Below are 18,142 nucleotides of genomic sequence, written 5' to 3'. Positions count from 1 at the left end.
ACAGTCGATCGATGACCTCGTTCGCGCCCGTGATAATACGGACCAATTACTCGATGCTCAGATTCGCAGCGGCCCGTTCGCTGCGGGCGGTTCGAACTGCGGTACGCCGGCGGCATCGTATCGCACCGGCTGTACGCGGGTATGGCGATTCGGATCGAACAGCGGGTCGCCCGTGATCTTCTCATAATCGCGCGCATGGAAGACCAACATGTCGCGACCGCGTTCGTCGACGGTGAAGCTGTTGTGGCCGGGGCCGAAGATCTTGCGCGCGGCGTCGGTCTGCATCACCGGCAGCGGCGATTTGGTCCATGCCGCCGGGTCCATGATATCGGCATCGTCGCGCGCGGTCAGCATCCCCAGACAGTAGCGCGCATCGGTGGCGCTGGCCGAATAGGTCAGGAACAGCCGCCCGTTTCGCGCCAGCAGCGCCGGGGCCTCGGCAACCTTGTAGCCGCGAATCTCCCATGGCAGCGTCGGCACGGTCAGCCGGGCGGGCTTGGCGGCGAGCGTCAGCGGCGTAGCGAGCGGGGCGAGATACAGGTTCGAATTGGTCTCGACCCCCGGCTCGCGCTGCGCCCATGCCAGATAGCGGGTGCCGCGGTGCACGAAGCTGGTCGAATCGAGGTTGAAGCTGTCCCACGGCGTTTCGAGCTGGCCCAGCACCGACCAGTTGCCCGTCATCGGATCGGGACCGTCGCACACCACCGCATAGGTGCGGATGCGGAACACGTCCTCGCCGCCGCCGCTGGGACCGGCGGCGAAATACATGATCCACTTGCCGTCGATCTGATGCAGTTCGGGGGCCCACAGGAACCCCGATCGCGGCCCCGACGCCTCGTGCCGCCACAGGACCTTCTCCTGCGCGGTGGTCAGGCCGCCGATCGTCTTCGACCGGCGCAGCACCAGCCGGTCATATTCGGGCACCGACCCGGTCAGGTAATACCAGCCGTCAGTGTGGCGAAACACCTGCGCATCGGCGCGGTTCTTGACCAGCGGGTTGACGATGCCGGTCGCGGCCCCGCGCCGTCGCTGCGCCCATGCGGGCATGGCCGTCGCGGCACCGGCGGCGGCAACCCCGCCGAGGAACAGGCGGCGGGACAGGGCGTCGTTCATGGTCATTCTCTCCTTCACCGGGCCGTCGGCCAGCCATCGCTGCCCCATTGCAGGGTCGCGACGCGCAGGGTCGGCGCACCGGCATTTTCCTTGTCGTAGGCATGATAGACGATGCGGTCGATGCCGTCGTCCCCCCGGCTGTGGCCGGCATGGCCGGGCCCGCGGAACCGGCCCTTTTCCTCCAGATCGGCCCGCAGCAGCACCGTGCCGCCACCGGCGAGCATCGAACTGCCGTCCTTGCCCAGATACGGCCCGGTGATCGTCTTCGACCGGCCGATGACCGTGTAATAGGTGCTGTTCACGCCCTTGCAGCAATAGTCGTAGCTGGCGATCAGCCAGTAAGTGCCACCGCGTTCGAAGATATAGGGTGCCTCGATGATCGACGGCGCGCCCGCCGGGACCGGACGGCTGGCCAGCGCGAGCGGCTTGGCGTCGGGGTTCAGCGGCTTGCCGGTCCGCGGGTTCAGCTCGACCAGTTTCAGCCCGCTCCAGAAGCTGCCGAACGACAGCCAGTGGCGGCCCGACTTGTCGGCGATGAACGCCGGGTCGATCGCGTTATAGGCATCGCCCGGCATCGATCGCAGCACCATGCCCTCGTCGCGCCAGCCATAGCCGGGTGCTTGGCGGTCGAGCGTCGCGTTGGTGGCGAGGCCGATCGCCGACCGGTTCGATCCGAAGGTCGAGACCGAATAATACAGGCGATAGCGGCCGTTCACGAAGGATATGTCGGGCGCCCACAGATTGCGTGCGCCGGGAATGGCCTGCGTCGCCCAGTCGGGCAGCTTGGCGAAGGGTGGCGTGCCCGCCTGCCAATGGACCAGATCGGGCGAGGTCCGCTCGGACAGCACCCCCTGCCCGTCGCGCCCGATGCCGGTCGAAAAGACGTGCCACGTCGCCCCCTGCCGGATCAGCACCGGATCATGGACCGGTCGGATATCGCCTTCCGGGGCGGCGGTCTGTGCGACCCCCGCCCCGGCGAGCAACACCGCCGCGAACGACGACAGCATGCGCGCGAACCCCATGTTACTGCGCCACCGGCCAGCCATCGGCATCCCATGTCAGCCGCTGGATCTGTAGCGTCGGTGCGCCGTTCCGTTCGCGGTCATAGGCGTGATAGACGATATGATCGCCGGTCGCCTCCTGCAGCACCGCGACATGGCCGCGCCCGACATAGCGCGAATCGGTCCCCTGCCCCGATGCCAGCACCAGCGAACCGCCACCGTCGAGCATCGATTTGCCGCTCTTGTCGAGATACGGCCCGGTCGGCGTCCGCGACCGGCCGACGACGGTGTTGTAGGTGCTGGCCGCCCCCTGACAACAGGCGTCGAACGATGCGAACAGATAGTAATAGTCGCCGTGGCGGACGACGAACGGCGCTTCGATCGCACCCGGTGCCGGGCGCGTCGCCAGCGGATAGATCGTCTGGTCGCTGGCAAGGCGCAGGCCGGTGGCGGGATCGAGCCGGACCATCTTGATGCCCGACCAGAAGCTGCCGAACGCCATCCATTCGCCGCCATCGGCGTCGGTGAAGACCGCCGGGTCGATCGCGTTGAAATTGTCGGTGGTGTTCGACTGGATCACCGCCCCCTTGTCGACCCAGCCGGTCGCGGGACTGTTGACGCTCAGCGCGTTGTTGACGGTCAGGCCGATCGCCGACCGGTTGCTGCCGAAGGTCGAGACCGAATAATACAGCCGATATTCGCCGCCGCGCTTGACGATGTCGGGGGCCCAGATACCCGACGTGCCGGGCACGGCGGTCGCGGTCCATGCCGGCAGCGCGGTATAGGCCGGACCGCGCCACGTCCATGCGGTCAGATCGGTCGAGGTCCGCGTCGCCAGCAACCCTTCGCGATCGGTGACCGACCCGGTCGCGAACAGGAAATAGGTGTTGCCGTCCTTCAGGATGGCCGGGTCATGGACCGGCATCGTGTCGCCGGTCAGCGCCAGCAGGCCCGACGTCGCGGTCGAGGTCGGCGTGGGAGTCGGCGTCGGAGTCGGAGTCGGAGCCGGTGCGACCGGTGCCGAGATATTGCCGCTGGCATCGGTACCCGAAATACCGTTGCAACCGGCGAGCAGGACGAGGGCGGCGAGCGGAAGCGTGGACCGGATCATGGGGGTCACTCCGTCAGAAAGGGATTGGATCACAGCGGGCGATGCGCGTCAGTCGAACGAGTAGCGCAGCCCGACCGCGAAGGTCCGCGAGAGCAGGGTGGTGCCGAGGTTGAACTGGTCGGCATTGCCGGCATCCTCGAACCGGTAATAATTCTGCTGCGTCTGGCTGGTCAGATTGACCGCGTCGAGCGTCAGCCCCAGCCGGTTGGTGACCGCATAGGTCAGCTGAAAGTCGAGGCTGCTTTCGGGACGCCGCCAGACGCCGATCGGATTGGCGAACAGCCGCGCTTCGTTGTTGGCGAGGAACGCCTTGCGCCAGACATAGGACAGACGCGCACCGAGGCCGCCCTTCTCATAGGCCAGCGTCGCATTGTACGACAGGTCGGACACGCCGAAGAAGGCCGACTGCGTCTCGCCGGTCACATTGCCGGCACTGTCGGTCAGCGGGATGTTCTGGTTCGAATCGAGCAGCGTCAGGCTGCCCTGAAACCCGAACCCGTCGAGGATCGCGGGCAGATAGGTCGGGAAATAGGTCAGCCCCAGCTCGATCCCCTTGAGCACGCCGTTCGAGGCGTTTTCGGGACGGGTGACGGCGAAGACGTTGGTGTTCAGCCCGGTATTGGGAATGGTCAGCACCGACGTCAGCGGCACGACCAGCCCGTCAATCTCCCGCCGGAACAGCGTACCATAGATCGCGCTGCCCCGTTCGAAAAACCATTCGGCCGACAGGTCGTAATTCTTGGCGATGGTCGGGCGCAGGTTCGGATTGCCCGACGACCCGCTGCCGCGACCGATATTGGTCAGGTCGCCGACCAGATTGGGATTGGGGTTGAGATCGCCGAACGCCGGCCGGCGCAGCGTCTCGCCATAGTTGAAGCGGATGCGGAAATCGTCGGCCACGTCGTAGCGCAACGTGGCGCTCGGCAGGAACCGCGCGGTGCCGTTCGATGCGCGGGTGACGGTGCCGTTATAGCGGTCGGTGAACACGAAATTCGTGTCGACATCGGTGTAGCGAAGGCCGGCCTGCACATGGAACGGCCGTCCGAACAGGTCGAACTGCCCATCGGCCATGGCATAGGCGCTCATGGTGATTTCGTTGATGTCGAACACGTCGGTCAGGCGCAGCTGATCCGACAGCAGGAAATTGGGGGCGACGGTGCTTTTGTACAACTGCCGGATCGCGTCGGCATTTTCGTAGATATAGGTGCCGTTGGGGACCAGCCACGACGTCGGCACGCTGGCACGCCCGTCGAAAAAGTCCTTGTTGGTCAGTTGCAGGCCCGGATCGAGATCGGAGAAGCGCCGCCCCAATGCGCCCGCATCCTGCGACCGCACCGAATCGACGGCGTTGCGATCGTCGACGCGGATGCCCGCCTTCACCCGGCGCAGGAAACCTTCGTCCCACTTATTCTCACCGTCGAGGTGCAGCGTCTTGGCATCGCCCTTCGACCGGTTGGCATTGTCGTAGAATTCGCCGACGGTCCACCGGGTCGGATCGACCAGCAGGTCGTTATTGTCGAAATTATAGGCGGGGATGCCGCCCCGGGTATTGAAATCGACATCGATCCGGCTGGCGACGCGGTTCAGGCGCATCGCGAGGAATTGGGTGTCGAACTGGCTGTTCTGATACGACAGATCGGCGGTGATCCGGCCGTTATCGCCCACTTTCCAGTCGGCGTTGAGCGCATAGACGAAGCTGTCGGTCTTCGACCGGGTATAGTCGCCGCTGTTGAACCCGAACACGTCGCCGACCGAGCGCGCCTTGACGATGTTGGTGTCGGGATAGAGTTCGATCGTCGAGGCCGGATTGGCGCCGAGCCCGCCCCACCAGTCGACGAAGCTGAAGAACAGGCTGTTCTGCGTCGTCGCGCGGAACTGGTTCCAGAAGAATTCGGCGGTGTAAGTCGAACTGCTGTTCGGCGACCATTGCACTGCGGCGTTCACCGCCGGACGTTCGCGCGTGCCCGCGACGTCGGGGCTGAACACCGCGTCGCGCGAGAGATAATAGGGGACGTCCTGCCCGTTGATCCGCAATGTCGATCCGGGCGCGGTTGGCAACCCGCGTTCGAGACCCGGCTGCCAAAGCGATTGCCCCGGAGCACGGCAATCCGTCGGCGCAATCCGTTCGAGCACGGTCCAGCCGTTCGGATTGGACGGCACGCAAACATTGGCCGCGCCGCTGCCGCGCGGCAGATTGGCGGTCGTTGCGAACGGCACCATCGCACCCGCCGTCACGCTCATGTCGCGATATTTGGTGCGCGCATAGCTGCCGCTCACCAACACGCCGATATCGCCGATCCCGGTTTCCCAGCGATTGCTGATCAGCCCCGACACGTTGGGATTAATGCTGTCGGCCTGTTCGTTATAGATGCCGCGCGCGACGCCCGAAAGCGCGAAGCCGTTGAAATCGAACGGACGCCGGGTGAACACGTCGATCTGGCCGGCGATGCCGGTCTCGATCTGGTCGGCGGCGCGCGTCTTGTACACGTCGATCCGCTTGACCAGGTTCGCGGGAATATCCGCCAGCGAGAAATTTTGCCCCGACGCGGTAAATATGTTGCGCCCATTCATCGTCGTCAACGCATCGGGCAGACCCCGGATCGAGATCGCGGCGGCTTCACCGCCCGCCCGGTTCGTCACCTGCACGCCGCTGACGCGTTGCAACGCTTCGATCGCATTATTGTCGGGCAGTTTGCCGACATCTTCGGCGACGATCGAGTCGACGACCTGCGTTGCGTTGCGCTTTACGTTCAGCGCACCGAGGATCGATGCCCGCACGCCGGTGACGATGATCTCGTCGCCTTCGTCGGTGGCGGGGTCGCGCGAAACGGTGCCGTCGCCGGCCTGTTCCGGGCCATCGGCGGGGACGCCGGGCGTTGCACCGGTCACCTGCGCATAGGCGGGCATGCCAAGGAACAAAGCGATTGCAGATGCCGACACCAGCATCCCGGCCCTGACGACCATGAAACTCTCCCCGATCAGGCCCTTGATTGGGCCTATCTATACTCTGACAATTACCGTGAGGATGGGGGAATGCAATGGGGACGATATGAAAAATGTCAGGGATGTTGCACTTCAGTCGCAGATCGTGATTGGCGCGCTAGGATCGGGTTCGCGCCTGATTAGGCCCGGATTTTATACAGCGGGATCGAACAGGCCGCACCATGACAAGCGCATTGGGTGGCGGCGATGATAGCGATATCATTGGCAGGATTGCGCCATCGCCGGTTGACGTTCTTTCAAAAGTCAGACAATTATTTCCTGAAGACGCAGCGATGCCAAACCGTCAGTCAGGACCGTCCATGCCGAACCCCGTCACGCCCCCGATCCCGCACGGCACCGGACCCGGCCGGGTCCTGCCGATCAGTCGCCGGAGCCTGATGATCGGTGCCAGCCTGTTGCCGTTCGGCACATCGGCGTTCGCGGCGACTCGGGCGATGCGTCGGGTCGAACCGATCCCCGCCCGATTCGTGACGTTGCAGCCATCGCCCTTCGCCGATGCCTTCGCCGCCAATCGCCGCTATCTGCTCGACCTCGACCCCGAACGGCTGCTGCATAATTTCTATATTTCGGCCGGACTGCCTGCGCCGAAGCCGGTCTATGGCGGTTGGGAGGCGCAGGGGATTGCCGGGCACAGCCTTGGCCACTGGCTGTCGGCCTGTGCGCTGACCGTCGCCAATACCGGCGACCCGGCGGTCGCGACGCGGCTCGACCATGCGCTGAAGGAGATGGCGCGGATTCAGGCGGCGCATGGCGACGGCTATGTCGGTGGCACGACCGTCGAGCGCGATGGCCGGGCGGTCGACGGCAAGATCGTGTTCGAGGAATTGCGCCGCGGCGATATCCGCAGCAACGGGTTCGACCTGAACGGCGGCTGGGTGCCGCTCTATACATGGCACAAGGTTCATGCCGGGCTGATCGACGCGCATGTGCTGGCGCGCAATCCACGGGCCATGCCGGTGTTGCTCGGCATGGCCGGCTATCTGGCCGGCGTGCTCGAACCGCGCTCCGACGAACAGATGCAGCGTATTCTGGCCGCCGAGCATGGCGGGCTGAACGAAAGCTATGCCGATACCTATGCGCTGACCGGCGATGCCCGCTGGCTGCGGATGGCGGAAAAGATCCGGCACAAGGCGGTGCTCGACCCGCTGACCGCCGGACAGGACCGGCTGGCCGGGCTGCACGCCAATACGCAGATCCCGAAGGTGATCGGCCTTGCCCGCCTCCACGAACTGACCGGCGCGCCGGCCCATGCGGCGGCGGCGCGCTTCTTTCACCAGCGGGTGACCGGGCATCACAGCTATGTCATCGGCGGCAATTCGGAACGTGAGCATTTCGGCCAGCCCGACCAGCTGTCGAACCGACTGGGCGAGGCGACGTGCGAGGCGTGCAACAGCTATAACATGCTGAAGCTGACCCGGCATCTCTATGGCTGGCAGCCCGAGGCACGCTGGTTCGATTTCTACGAACGGGTGCAGATCAACCACATGCTCGCCCATCAGCGGCCACGCGACGGCCGCTTCGTCTATTTCATGCCGTTGGCGGCCGGGGCGCGGCGGACCTATTCCAGCCCCGAGGACAGTTTCTGGTGCTGCGTCGGGTCGGGAATGGAGAGCCATGCCAAACATGCCGATTCGATCTGGTGGCAGGATGCGGACACGCTGTACCTGAACCTGTTCGTGCCATCGAAGCTCGACTGGAGCGAACGGGAACTGGCGGTCGATCTCGATACCGCGATGCCGCTGAAGGGCGACGGGACGCTCACCGTCCGGCGCGCACCGCGCGGCAGGCAGGCGATCGCGATCCGCCTGCCCGGCTGGGCGAAGAACCCGGTCGTGGCGCTGAACGGACAGGCGATCGCGCCGGTGATGCGCGGCGGCTATGCGGTGATCGACCGGCGGTGGCGCGCGGGCGATACCGTCGCGCTGACGCTGCCGATGACGCTGGCGACCGAAGCGACGCCCGACGATCCGACGATCGTCGCCTTCACCTATGGCCCGCTGGTGCTCGCCGCCGATATGGGCAGCGAGGCGAAGCCGTTCGACAGTACCGGGCCGGCACTGGTCAACGACGGCGCGATCGCCGACAGCCTGACGCCGGCGGGCGACAACCGCTTCACCGCGACCGGCGCGCTGGGCGAAACGCTGACCTTCCGCCCCTTCTATTCGCAATGGGACCGGCGGACGGCGGTGTATCTGCCGACCTTCACCAGCGATCGCTGGGCGGCGGCGCGGGGCGAGTATGTGCGGGCGCAGGCCGAGGCACGGACGCTCGGCCGCCGCACCGTCGACACGCTGTACATGGGCGAGATGCAGCCGGAGCGCGACCATCAGCTGGTACCGGGCGGCAGCGAGGTCGTGAACTGGTCGGGACGGTCGGCGCGGCGCATCAAACCCGGCCAGACACTGGGCATGACGCTGGCCCGGCGACCGGGACCGGCGGTGCTGCGGCTGCTGATCTGGGGCCGCGATGTCGATCGCGCGATCGATATCGCCCTCGACGGCGCACCGCTCGCCACCGCGACGCACAAGGAGCCGGCGGCGGACCGGTTCGTCGCGCTCGACTATCCGATCCCGTCGGCAGGAGCGCAGGGCCGCCCGGCGGCGACCATCACCCTGACCGCGAAGCGGGGGGATGCAGTGATCTACGAAGTGCGGATGCTCACCGCCGAAGACGCCGCGCCGGTGACGTCGGTCTAGCGTCCGTTTGAAAATGCGCCGTGGCGCATTTTTGCGGTGCCGGCCCGCTCCCCCTCCCGGCCACCCATTAAAATACCGTGTGGGTGGCCGGGCGGGGGAGCGGGCCGGCACCGCCTGCGAAACTCGCTTTACCGCGAGTTTTCAAACAGCCTCTTAGCGCCGCTTCCACACGTCCGGCCGGGCATCGATCACGGTCGCGATCATCGCAGCGATCCTTGCGTCGTCGGCCAGGTCGGGATGATAGTGACAGCCGCCGAAATTAAGGCCGGTTACCGGCACGACCGCAAGGCGCGTCTCGCCGGTCGCGCGGAGTTTGGTCGCGACCTGCTGCACCTCGCGCAGGATCTCGCCATCGGCGAGGTCGGTCGCCCATAGCACGAACAGGGCGTTCGGGTCGCGGCGGCGCAACCCCTGGACGAAGGCGACATAGCGCGCTTCGTAATCGGCATGGAGCGCGGCGCGATCGGCCCAGCGTTCGCCGGACTTCAGCGGCGTCGAAAAGTCGTTGGTGCCGAGTGCGATGACGATGACCTGCGGGTGCCAGCTCGCGTCGTCGGCCGGGGTCTTTGCGTCGAACAGCGCGTAGGGATAGGCCTGCGGCACGGTCGGTGCTGCGAAGCCACCATAGTTGCGAACGATGCCCCGCCCGGAAATGGCGTTGACGCGGATATCGGCACCGTAGCGTTTGCCGAGGCGACCGGCGATCCCCTGCGACGTGTCGGTCGTTTCCCACACCTGCACCTCGGTGCAGTCGCGGCTGGTCGACGTGTTGCCATAGCCGACGGTGTGCGAGTCGCCGATGAATTCGATCCGGCGGGCGGCGGCCCTCGGCGCGGCCAGCGGCGTGGTGCCGGCCGGCGCGAAGAGGCCGCCCAGACCGGTCGGGCCGGCCTGCGATTCGCTGACCACGTCGACGCGGACGCGATGGCGGCCGACACCGGGCGCGGTAATGCGGTAGCGGCCGGGTTTGGGGCGGACCAGTGCGACCGGGGCCGCGCCGTCGATGCTGATGCGCAGCGAGACCTCGCCGGGACCGATCTTCAGGTCGACGGCGCGGCCTTTGAACGCGGCTTCGAGATAGGTGCCGGGCCATTGCCGCTGATACCCGCCATCGGCGGGGACGACGCGGCCGCCGATGTGGAGCGGGATCGGCCGGGTGGCGGTTTCGGCGACGGGGGCGACGGTCTGGGCCGGCGCGATGGCGGGAAGTGCCAGCAGGAAGGCAGCGATCAGGGGGCGGGGCATATCGGTCCTTCTGGTCCTCGGGCTATGCGGTTCTGGTTCGAGTGCGAAAGGACAGTTGCAAAAAGCTTGCCGGCGAACGCCGGGGGCCGGTCGGCGGACGCCGATGATGGGCCGCAAAACCTTTCCAACTGCACCATCAGCCATGGGATCGTTCGGGGGTAGCGCATCGCAACTCATTTTCTGGTGGCCGCGAGCAAGCGTAACCACTTCCGGCCGCGGAATAAACAAAAATGAAATACATATGTTGACAGCGATGCGCCGGTTCCGCAGTCTGCCGGCACAGACGGCACGACCGGCGTAGGGATGAGGGACTGGACGGCATGACGACGATCGCACGGCGCGGATTCATCGGATCGGGCGCGCTGCTCGCCGGTTGTACCATGGCCCCTCCCCTGTCGCGGCCGACCGCCGGCGGCACCAGCGGCTTCGTGCGGCGGGACGGGATGCGGCTGTCGCTCGACGGCCGGCGCTATCGTTTCGTCGGCGGCAATATGTGGTATGCCGCCTATCTGGGTGCCGATGCGCCCTATGGCGACCGGGCACGGCTGGGCCGCGAACTCGACGCGCTGGCGGCGATGGGGGTGACGAACCTGCGCGTGCTGGCGTCGAGCGAGGAAGGGCCGCTCAAGAATTCGATCAAGCCGGGCTTTCGCGGTCCCGGCAAGGATTACAACCAGACGCTGCTCGCCGGGCTCGACTATGCGCTGGCGGAAATGGGCAAGCGCGGCATTCGCGCGGTGCTCTACCTGACCAACTTCTGGGAATGGTCGGGCGGGATGATGACGTACCTGTCCTACGTCAACGGCGGCAAATACCTCAACATGAACGATCCGGCGCATCCTTGGCCGGAATTCGCGAACTTCAATGCCCAATTCTACGGCAATCGCGCCGCCATGGACCTGTATCGCGACTGGATCCGTGCGGTCGTCGGGCGGACCAACGGCGTGACGGGCAAGCCCTACGCCGACGATCCGACGATCATGGCATGGCAGCTGTCGAACGAGCCGCGTCCGTCGGGCGACATGGCCCATGCGAACCTGCCGCAATTCTATGCGTGGGTCCGCGACAGTGCGCAGTTCATCAAGTCGATCGATCGCAACCATCTGGTCTCGACCGGCAGCGAGGGGCTGAAGGGCGGGCTGGAAAGCGCGGATATCGTGCTGGCCGAACATGCCATCCCAGAGATCGACTATCTGACCGTGCATATCTGGCCCAACAACTGGGACTGGGTGAAGCAGACCGACCTCGCCAATACCGCCGCGCGTGGCGAGATGCTGACCGACCAGTATATCGCCGACCATGTCGCGCTGGCCCGCCGGCTGGACAAGCCGATGGTGATCGAGGAATTCGGCTATCCGCGCGACGGCGGCAGCAACGATCCGGCGGTGGCGACGACGTACAAGGATCGCTTCTACGGTCGCATCTATTCGGCGGCGATCAAGGACATGCAGGACGGCGGGCCGATCGCCGGCACCAATTTCTGGGCATGGAACGGCGAAGCGCGCGCGGCGCATCCCGACTACCGGTTCCAGGACGGCGACCGCCAGTATATGGGCGATCCGCCGCACGAGCCGCAGGGCTGGTACGGCATCTTCACCGGTGACACGACGATCCGGCTGGTGTCCGATCACGCCAAGGCGATTGCCGCACTGCCGGCGTGACGAGGGTGCGGGGCGGTCTTGCGCCCCGCCCCTTCCCCTGCGCAGACTGCCGGCAGCCTAGTCGGAGAAGTCCATGCGCCACCTGTTCGTCGTCCTTGCGGCATCCACCCTGCTCCCCGCCGCCGCGATCGCGCAGGATGCGCCGACCTCCGCTACGGGCAAGGAAGCGCTGACGCTGCTGACGCGCGGGATCGCGTTCAAGACGGTGCAGGGCGAGGGGCAGGTGCCGGCCTATGCCGCCTATCTGAAGCAGCAACTGGTGTCGGCGGGCTTTGCCGATGCCGACGTGACGTTCGTGCCGCTGGGCGAGACCGGCTATCTGACCGCGCGCATCGCCGGGCGCGACCGCAAGGCGAAGCCGACCGTCGTGCTGGGCCATATGGATGTGGTCGCCGCCGACGCAAAGGACTGGACCCGCGATCCGTTCACGCCGGTGGTCGAGGGTGGCTATGTCTTCGGGCGCGGCAGTCTGGACAACAAGGCGAACGTATCACTGGTCGTCGCGACGCTGATGCAGCTGAAGCGCGAGAACTGGGTGCCGAAACGCGACCTTGTGCTGGTGCTGACCGGTGACGAAGAAACCGAGATGAAGACGACGCAGGCGGCAGCGGGGGCGTTCGTCAATGCCGGGCTGGTGCTGAACGCCGATGCCGGTGGCGGCGCACTGGGCGAGGATGGCAAGCCGATCGCTTATGGCCTGCAGGCGGCGGAGAAAGTCTATGGCGACTGGCATCTGACCGTCACCGATCCCGGCGGCCATTCGAGCCGACCGGGGCCGCGCAACGCGATCGCGGTGCTGGCGAACGCGGTGGTGCGGATCGCCAACTACCGCTTCCCGCCGCAGCAGAACGAGATCACCAAGGCGTCACTCGCCGGGACCGCCGCCGCAACGCCGGGCGAGCTGGGCGCGGCGATGAAGGCGTTCGCCGCCAATCCGGCCGATACCGCCGCCGCCGACATCCTGTCCGCCGACAAACGCTATGTGGGACAAGTCCGTACGACCTGTGTGCCCACCATGTTCAACGGCGGCCATGCGCCCAACGCATTGCCGCAGCGGGCGATGGCCAACATCAACTGCCGCATCTTTCCCGGCACGCCGCGCGCCGAGATCGAGAAGAAGCTGATCGAACTGGCCGCCGACCCGACGATCGCGGTCACCTTCCGCGACAATGGCACGATCGAAGCGGGTGCCTCCCCGCTCGACCCGAAGGTCGTGTCGGCGGTCAAAACGGTGGTCGCCAAACGCGCACCGGGTACGCCGGTCCTGCCGATGCAGGAAGCCGGCGCGACCGATTCGATGCATTTCCGTGCAAAGGGTATCCCGAGCTTCGGCGTGGGCGGCGTGTTCATGAAGCCCGGCGAGATTTTTGCCCACGGGCTGAACGAACGCGTGCCGGTAGCGACGATCGATCCGGGCGTCGTGTGGTGGGCGGAATTGTTGAAGACGCTGGGATAGCGTCCCCCGACTTCGTCCTGAGGCTGACGAGACCATTGCCAAGCTTCCGGATCTTGCCGGACTTTCGCCGTAACCCCGGCGAAGGCGAGACCTCTGCGAACGTCGAAAGCTTCGCCAAAACACACCGTACCCCCGCGCAGGCGGGGGTCCAGAGCCGCGCAGAACAACGGCTTGCGCTTGCAACCTTGACCCCCGCCTGCGCGGGGATACGGCGGGGGACGGGAACCAGTATTCTCGCAGAGGTCTCGCGAAGGCCGGGGTCCGGTTGGGATGTCTTCCCGATGGATTACCGGCCTCCCCCGACGGGGCTCCGGTCGGCGCGGGCGTATGCTGAACTTGCGATCGAGCGCCGGAACGTCGCTGGCCCCTACCGAACCCCTTCCAGCCCCGCGCCCACCTCGGCGCGCTCCGCATAACGCGGCGCGACTCGTGCCTGTGCCTTCTGTTCATAGGCATAGCCGGCGTTCAGCACCTGCTGGTCGGCACCACCCGTGCCGATGAACGACAGCCCGACCGGCAACCCCTGCGCGAGCCCCATCGGTACGGTCAGGTGCGGATATCCCGCCACCGCCGGCAATTCGGACGCCGACGGGCCGCCATATTGGTCGCCATATACCGGGTCGCTGAGCCACGCCGCGCCATAGGTCGGCTCGACCAGCAGATCGAGCTTCGCACTATTCAGCATGGCGTCGATCCCTTCGGCACCCGCCAGCCGCAGCGACTTCGCCCGCGCCGCGCGATAGGCCGGGTCGTTCAGCCCTCCCGTCTTTGCCGCCGCCTCGAACGTTTCCTGTTCGAAGAACGGCATTTCGCGCGGCGCGTTCGCGCGGTTGAAGGCGATGACCTGATCGAGAGTGCGCGTCTTCACCGCCGCCGGAGTGGTGGCGAGATAGGTGTTCAGGTCGGCTTTCAACTCGGTCTGGAGGACCAGCAGTTCCGCCTCGCCCAGCCCGTCGAGCTTGGGAGGCGTCACCTCGACCAGCGTCGAGCCGCCCGCGCGCAGCACCGCGAGTGCCGCGTCGAACCGCCGGGTCAGCGGCTGCGTCATCCCCTGCGGCCGGATCACGCCGATCCGCCGTCCTTTCAGCGCGTCGGCCGACAGGCCAGCGACATAATCCCGGATCTCGGTACGAGCGGCGGCTGGGTCGGTCGGATCGGGACCCGCCATTGCCGACAGCAACAGCGCCGCGTCGCGCACCGATCGCGCCATCGGCCCGGGCGTGTCCTGGCTATGGCTGATCGGCACCACCCGGCTGCGGCTGATCAGGCCCAGCGTCGGCTTGAACCCGACCAGTCCGTTGATCGACGACGGGCAGACGACCGATCCATCGGTCTCGGTCCCGACCGCCGCCGCCGCGAAGCTGGCCGCGACCGCAGCGCCCGATCCCGAGGACGATCCGCAGGCGGTGCGATCGAGCGCATAGGGATTGCGCACCAGTCCGCCGACCGCGCTCCAGCCGCTCATCGACCGGGTCGATCGGATATTGGCCCATTCGGACAAATTGGTCTTGCCGAGGATCACCGCCCCCGCCCGCCGCAGATAGGCGACCAACGGCGCGTCCCGCCCGGTCAAGTTGTCCCGCAACGCAAGGCTGCCGGCAGTAGTCGCAACCCGGTCCGCCGTCTCGATATTGTCCTTGATCAGGATCGGTACGCCATGCAGCGGCCCCCGCACCCGCCCGCCCCGCCGCTCGGCATCGAGCGCCGCCGCCTGTTGCAACGCATCCGGGTTCAGCGCGATGACGCTGCGCAGCGTCGGCCCGGCGCGATCCATCGCCGCAATCCGGGCGATATAGGCACGGGTGACCGCGACGCTGTCGGTCGCCCCCGCGCGCATCTGCGCCTGCAACTGATCGATCGACACTTCCTCGACCCGCTGCGCGGCAACAGGCGTCGCAGCCATCAGCACGGTCGCAGCGAGACCAATCCATCCGTAGCAGCGCATCGCTATTCTTCCCCTCATTTGGGAGAATGCTAACAAGGATCGCGTTACGCGCAATGGCCGTGGCCGAACCGGACGACGTACCTCCCCTGGCGTGGCGTTCATCCAGACCGCGACGAACCGCTGCGGGAACCAGCTATCGAGACGGCTACCCGCAACAAGATTCACGCACTGGCCGGACGGACCGCGGCCGGCTTGCCGAACTTCGGAAAGGCGAAAAGCCACTGCACGGGCTTCGATCGCTCAGACGCGACCGACAGGATCAGTCCGACCGACAATGCAAACACGATGCTGGCGACGACGAGAATGTCGGTATTGGTGACACCGAGCCGGACCGCCATGACATCGAACAGATAGATGGCGGGGAAATGGCTGACATAGAATTTCAGCGAATTGCGGCCGACATAATTGGGCAGATGCGTCCAGCGCCGGTCCGCGACCTTCCGCGACAGATGGCATGCCGCGATGACGAAGGCGAGGGTGAGCGCGATGAACGCCGGTCCGGACTTGAAGTCGAAATAGGCGGCAAGAACACCGCCAATCGCGGCGACTGCTGCCGCGATCAAGCTTTCGCGCCGATCGATGAGGGCGAGGAAGGCATCCCAATGCCGACCGGCAAATGCGCCGAGGAAGAAGAAAGTCATCAGGTAGAACATGCGCGTATGGACGACGATGCCGGGCGACCCGAACGACACCAGTACCGCAATCCCAAAGATAGCCGCGCCAACGATGAGGAAATTGAACGACTTCACAAGATAGGCAACGAAATAGAAGATGCCGATGAAATACAGAAACCAGAGGTAACTCCCGGCATTCAGGAGACTGAAGATCGCCGGGACGCTGCCCACGTCGCGGGAAAAGACGATGGCCGTGACCGCAGACCAGATCAGATAGGGCCACCAGACACTGCGCAGTTTGCCGAGGAAGTAGGTAGCCGACCCCTTTTCCAGCGACTTGGGCAACAACAAGCCAGACAGGAACATCAACGTCGGCATTCGGTAAAGCGCGAAGAAGTCGGTGATTTCTTTGAGCCAAGCAGGTGGTACCAGATCGACCCGGCTCAGGATCGTCACCGAATGGAACGCCACGACCAGCAGGATTGCCAGACCGCGCAGCAGATCCATCCACGATTGGCGAGGTGCCCGCCCTTCGTTACGTTTTGCCTGGTTCGTTACCGTCATGATCGCTGCCCCGTCCTCTGCACCCCCCGATGCAATCGAAAGCCGCAACATCAGATATACGCAGAAATGTCCAGTATATTTCTGATTACGCATTGTCCCGAATCAAATATGGCGGTCGACCCGTTAGCCGCGCGAGACATGATGACCGGTCAACTATAGATAAAATAATGCTGTTTCACAGCTTCGGAGTCGAAACATCCGGAACACCAATCGCAATGCTGGTCTATGGACTAAAGTACCAGATGCTTCGGGTTTAAAACCCCAAGCCTGTTCGATTTAAAGAATTCGAACCGGCGCTGACCCTATCCGTTCACCAGAACTTGAAGTATTCTGAACGAGCGGCGGCAAACGTTCAGGCGCGGGCGGCGTCACCCCCCGGTCGCGAGCATACCAGCCTACCGGCTGCCCGCCCGCGCCTCACGCCACATCGTGGCACCGCGAACCCGGTACCGGTCGAGGCGCAGGATGGCGCGCCTGACAGCCGACTGCATCGGCATTTCGTACAGGCGGAAGCTGACCGACGCCACGCCGACGACCGCGGCCAGAATGACAGCAATCTGCAGGGCGATCGGGACGTTCCATGCCTGCAACGCGTTCTGGACCGTGTCGGCGACCGGTTCGTGCAGCAGATAGATTGAGAAGCTGTACGCTCCAAGCCGCCGCATGACCCGGTTCGCAAAGAAGAGGCGCGCGAACTTCGTATCGATCGTGAAGGACAGCACGAACGCGCCGAACAGCAACGCCATCGGCAGGCTTTCGTAGACGCGTCCGCGCTCCCATCCGAAGCCGGTCTTGGTCGGATCGGTCGAGACGAACTCCACGAAGATCGACAGCATCAGGACGATCCCCAGACACTGGACGATCGTCGCCGAACGCTTGTCGATCCGGTCGAACTGCACGAAGCGGCACAGCACCGCCGCGCTGACGCCCGCGAGGAAAATTGGCAGCGAGTTGAAGACGGTGATGCCAGGGAACATCGGTTGCAGGACGAACATCGCCGCCAGCCCGAACCCGAAGACCGGCAGATAGCGCAGGACGTGCCGCCGCGCGACGACATACCAGAGACCGACGAACACGACGTAGAATTCGACTTCGGGCGGGATCGACCAGAAGACGTATTTGCTGCCGACAAATAGCAAATGCTTCAGCGTATCGAAGGTCGTCAGATAATAGACGAAGTCGCTGCCGAAGATGTTCGATGCGATATAGGAGCCGATGATCACCGCATAGAATAGCGGAATGACCCGCGCGATGCGCGATGCCATGAAATGGGTGACGGCGGCTCCGTCAAACGGCCGGAACAGGTAAAGATGACCCATCAGGAAGCCGCTGAGGACGAAGAAGATCATGACCCCGAACGTGCCCGAATGCGGAATATGATCATCGGACAGGCCAAGGGTCTGGAAATGGGAAACCACGACCAGCAGCGCGGCAGCGCCCCGCAGTCCGTCAAGCGCCGGAATATGCGCCGGTTTCCGGATCGGCACGTCCGTCGGTGCCTCCCCATGATGGTCTGACCGCGCCAATTCCATATCGTCTTCCCCCGAAGTTGTGGCCACCCCTCTCCCAAAAGCTGACCGGGGCGCAATGACATACAACCCCCTTTTATTTCAACCGATTTTTCGGAACGACCTTCCAAGCGAGATTAACTCTTCCGTGATTCTGACCGCTTGGAAGGACCAGCCTTAGCAATACTTCCGGCTGATGTCGCCTGATCGCGCCAGTACGCGTCG

10 protein-coding genes and 1 pseudogene are annotated in these 18,142 nt (G+C 65.1%); 3 read left to right on the top strand and 8 right to left on the bottom strand.

Annotated features, from left to right (window positions below):
• Window positions 1-66 precede the first annotated feature (66 nt).
• The 4 genes and pseudogenes from ASE50_RS00545 to ASE50_RS00530 form a co-directional block, all read right to left on the bottom strand.
• Window positions 67-1,113: pseudogene (locus ASE50_RS00545) on the bottom strand (glycoside hydrolase family 43 protein); the annotation flags it as partial.
• Window positions 1,114-1,127: 14 nt separating this feature from the next.
• A complete protein-coding gene (locus ASE50_RS00540) occupies window positions 1,128-2,120 on the bottom strand; it encodes an arabinan endo-1,5-alpha-L-arabinosidase (RefSeq protein ID WP_082438749.1) in 993 nt (330 codons plus the stop codon).
• A gap of 16 nt (window positions 2,121-2,136) precedes the next feature.
• Window positions 2,137-3,225 carry an arabinan endo-1,5-alpha-L-arabinosidase gene (locus tag ASE50_RS00535; protein ID WP_056394300.1) on the bottom strand — a complete coding sequence of 363 codons (1,089 nt, stop codon included), beginning with the start codon at window positions 3,223-3,225 and terminating at the stop codon, window positions 2,137-2,139.
• Window positions 3,226-3,273: 48 nt separating this feature from the next.
• Entirely contained in the window at window positions 3,274-6,189 is a 2,916-nt protein-coding gene (locus tag ASE50_RS00530; RefSeq protein ID WP_056394297.1) for a TonB-dependent receptor, read from the bottom strand.
• Between the two features lie 338 nt (window positions 6,190-6,527).
• Between ASE50_RS00530 and ASE50_RS00525 the strand changes: the two genes are divergently transcribed.
• Entirely contained in the window at window positions 6,528-8,924 is a 2,397-nt protein-coding gene (locus tag ASE50_RS00525; RefSeq protein WP_056394295.1) for a glycoside hydrolase family 127 protein, read from the top strand.
• A gap of 153 nt (window positions 8,925-9,077) precedes the next feature.
• Here the strand turns inward: ASE50_RS00525 and ASE50_RS00520 are convergent, their stop codons facing one another.
• A complete protein-coding gene (locus tag ASE50_RS00520) occupies window positions 9,078-10,169 on the bottom strand; it encodes an SGNH/GDSL hydrolase family protein (protein ID WP_056003195.1) in 1,092 nt (363 codons plus the stop codon).
• 320 nt (window positions 10,170-10,489) lie between these two features.
• Here ASE50_RS00520 and ASE50_RS00515 point away from each other — a divergent pair, with 320 nt between their 5' ends.
• Both ASE50_RS00515 and ASE50_RS00510 read left to right on the top strand, forming a co-directional pair.
• Window positions 10,490-11,830, top strand: a complete 1,341-nt coding sequence (locus ASE50_RS00515) for a glycoside hydrolase 5 family protein (protein ID WP_056394292.1) — start codon at window positions 10,490-10,492, stop codon at window positions 11,828-11,830.
• A 73-nt stretch (window positions 11,831-11,903) separates the two neighbouring features.
• Window positions 11,904-13,286 (top strand): M20/M25/M40 family metallo-hydrolase, encoded by a 1,383-nt coding sequence (locus ASE50_RS00510; protein ID WP_056394290.1) that lies wholly within the window; start codon window positions 11,904-11,906, stop codon window positions 13,284-13,286.
• Window positions 13,287-13,653: 367 nt separating this feature from the next.
• On the opposite strand, the gene ASE50_RS00505 is transcribed toward ASE50_RS00510, so the two are convergent.
• The 3 genes from ASE50_RS00505 to ASE50_RS00495 form a co-directional block, all read right to left on the bottom strand.
• A complete protein-coding gene (locus ASE50_RS00505) occupies window positions 13,654-15,189 on the bottom strand; it encodes an amidase (protein WP_235512062.1) in 1,536 nt (511 codons plus the stop codon).
• A 203-nt stretch (window positions 15,190-15,392) separates the two neighbouring features.
• Window positions 15,393-16,352: an acyltransferase family protein gene (locus ASE50_RS00500; RefSeq protein WP_056394284.1), complete on the bottom strand. Its 960-nt coding sequence runs from the start codon at window positions 16,350-16,352 to the stop codon at window positions 15,393-15,395.
• Window positions 16,353-16,804: 452 nt separating this feature from the next.
• Window positions 16,805-17,896: an acyltransferase family protein gene (locus ASE50_RS00495; RefSeq protein ID WP_162235972.1), complete on the bottom strand. Its 1,092-nt coding sequence runs from the start codon at window positions 17,894-17,896 to the stop codon at window positions 16,805-16,807.
• Window positions 17,897-18,142: the final 246 nt, after the last annotated feature.

It is taken from the genome of Sphingomonas sp. Leaf5 (assembly GCF_001421155.1).
Taxonomy (GTDB): Bacteria; Pseudomonadota; Alphaproteobacteria; order Sphingomonadales; family Sphingomonadaceae; genus Sphingomonas.
Note: the sequence above shows the minus strand (reverse complement) of the source record. Positions and strands in the feature narration are given on the sequence as shown.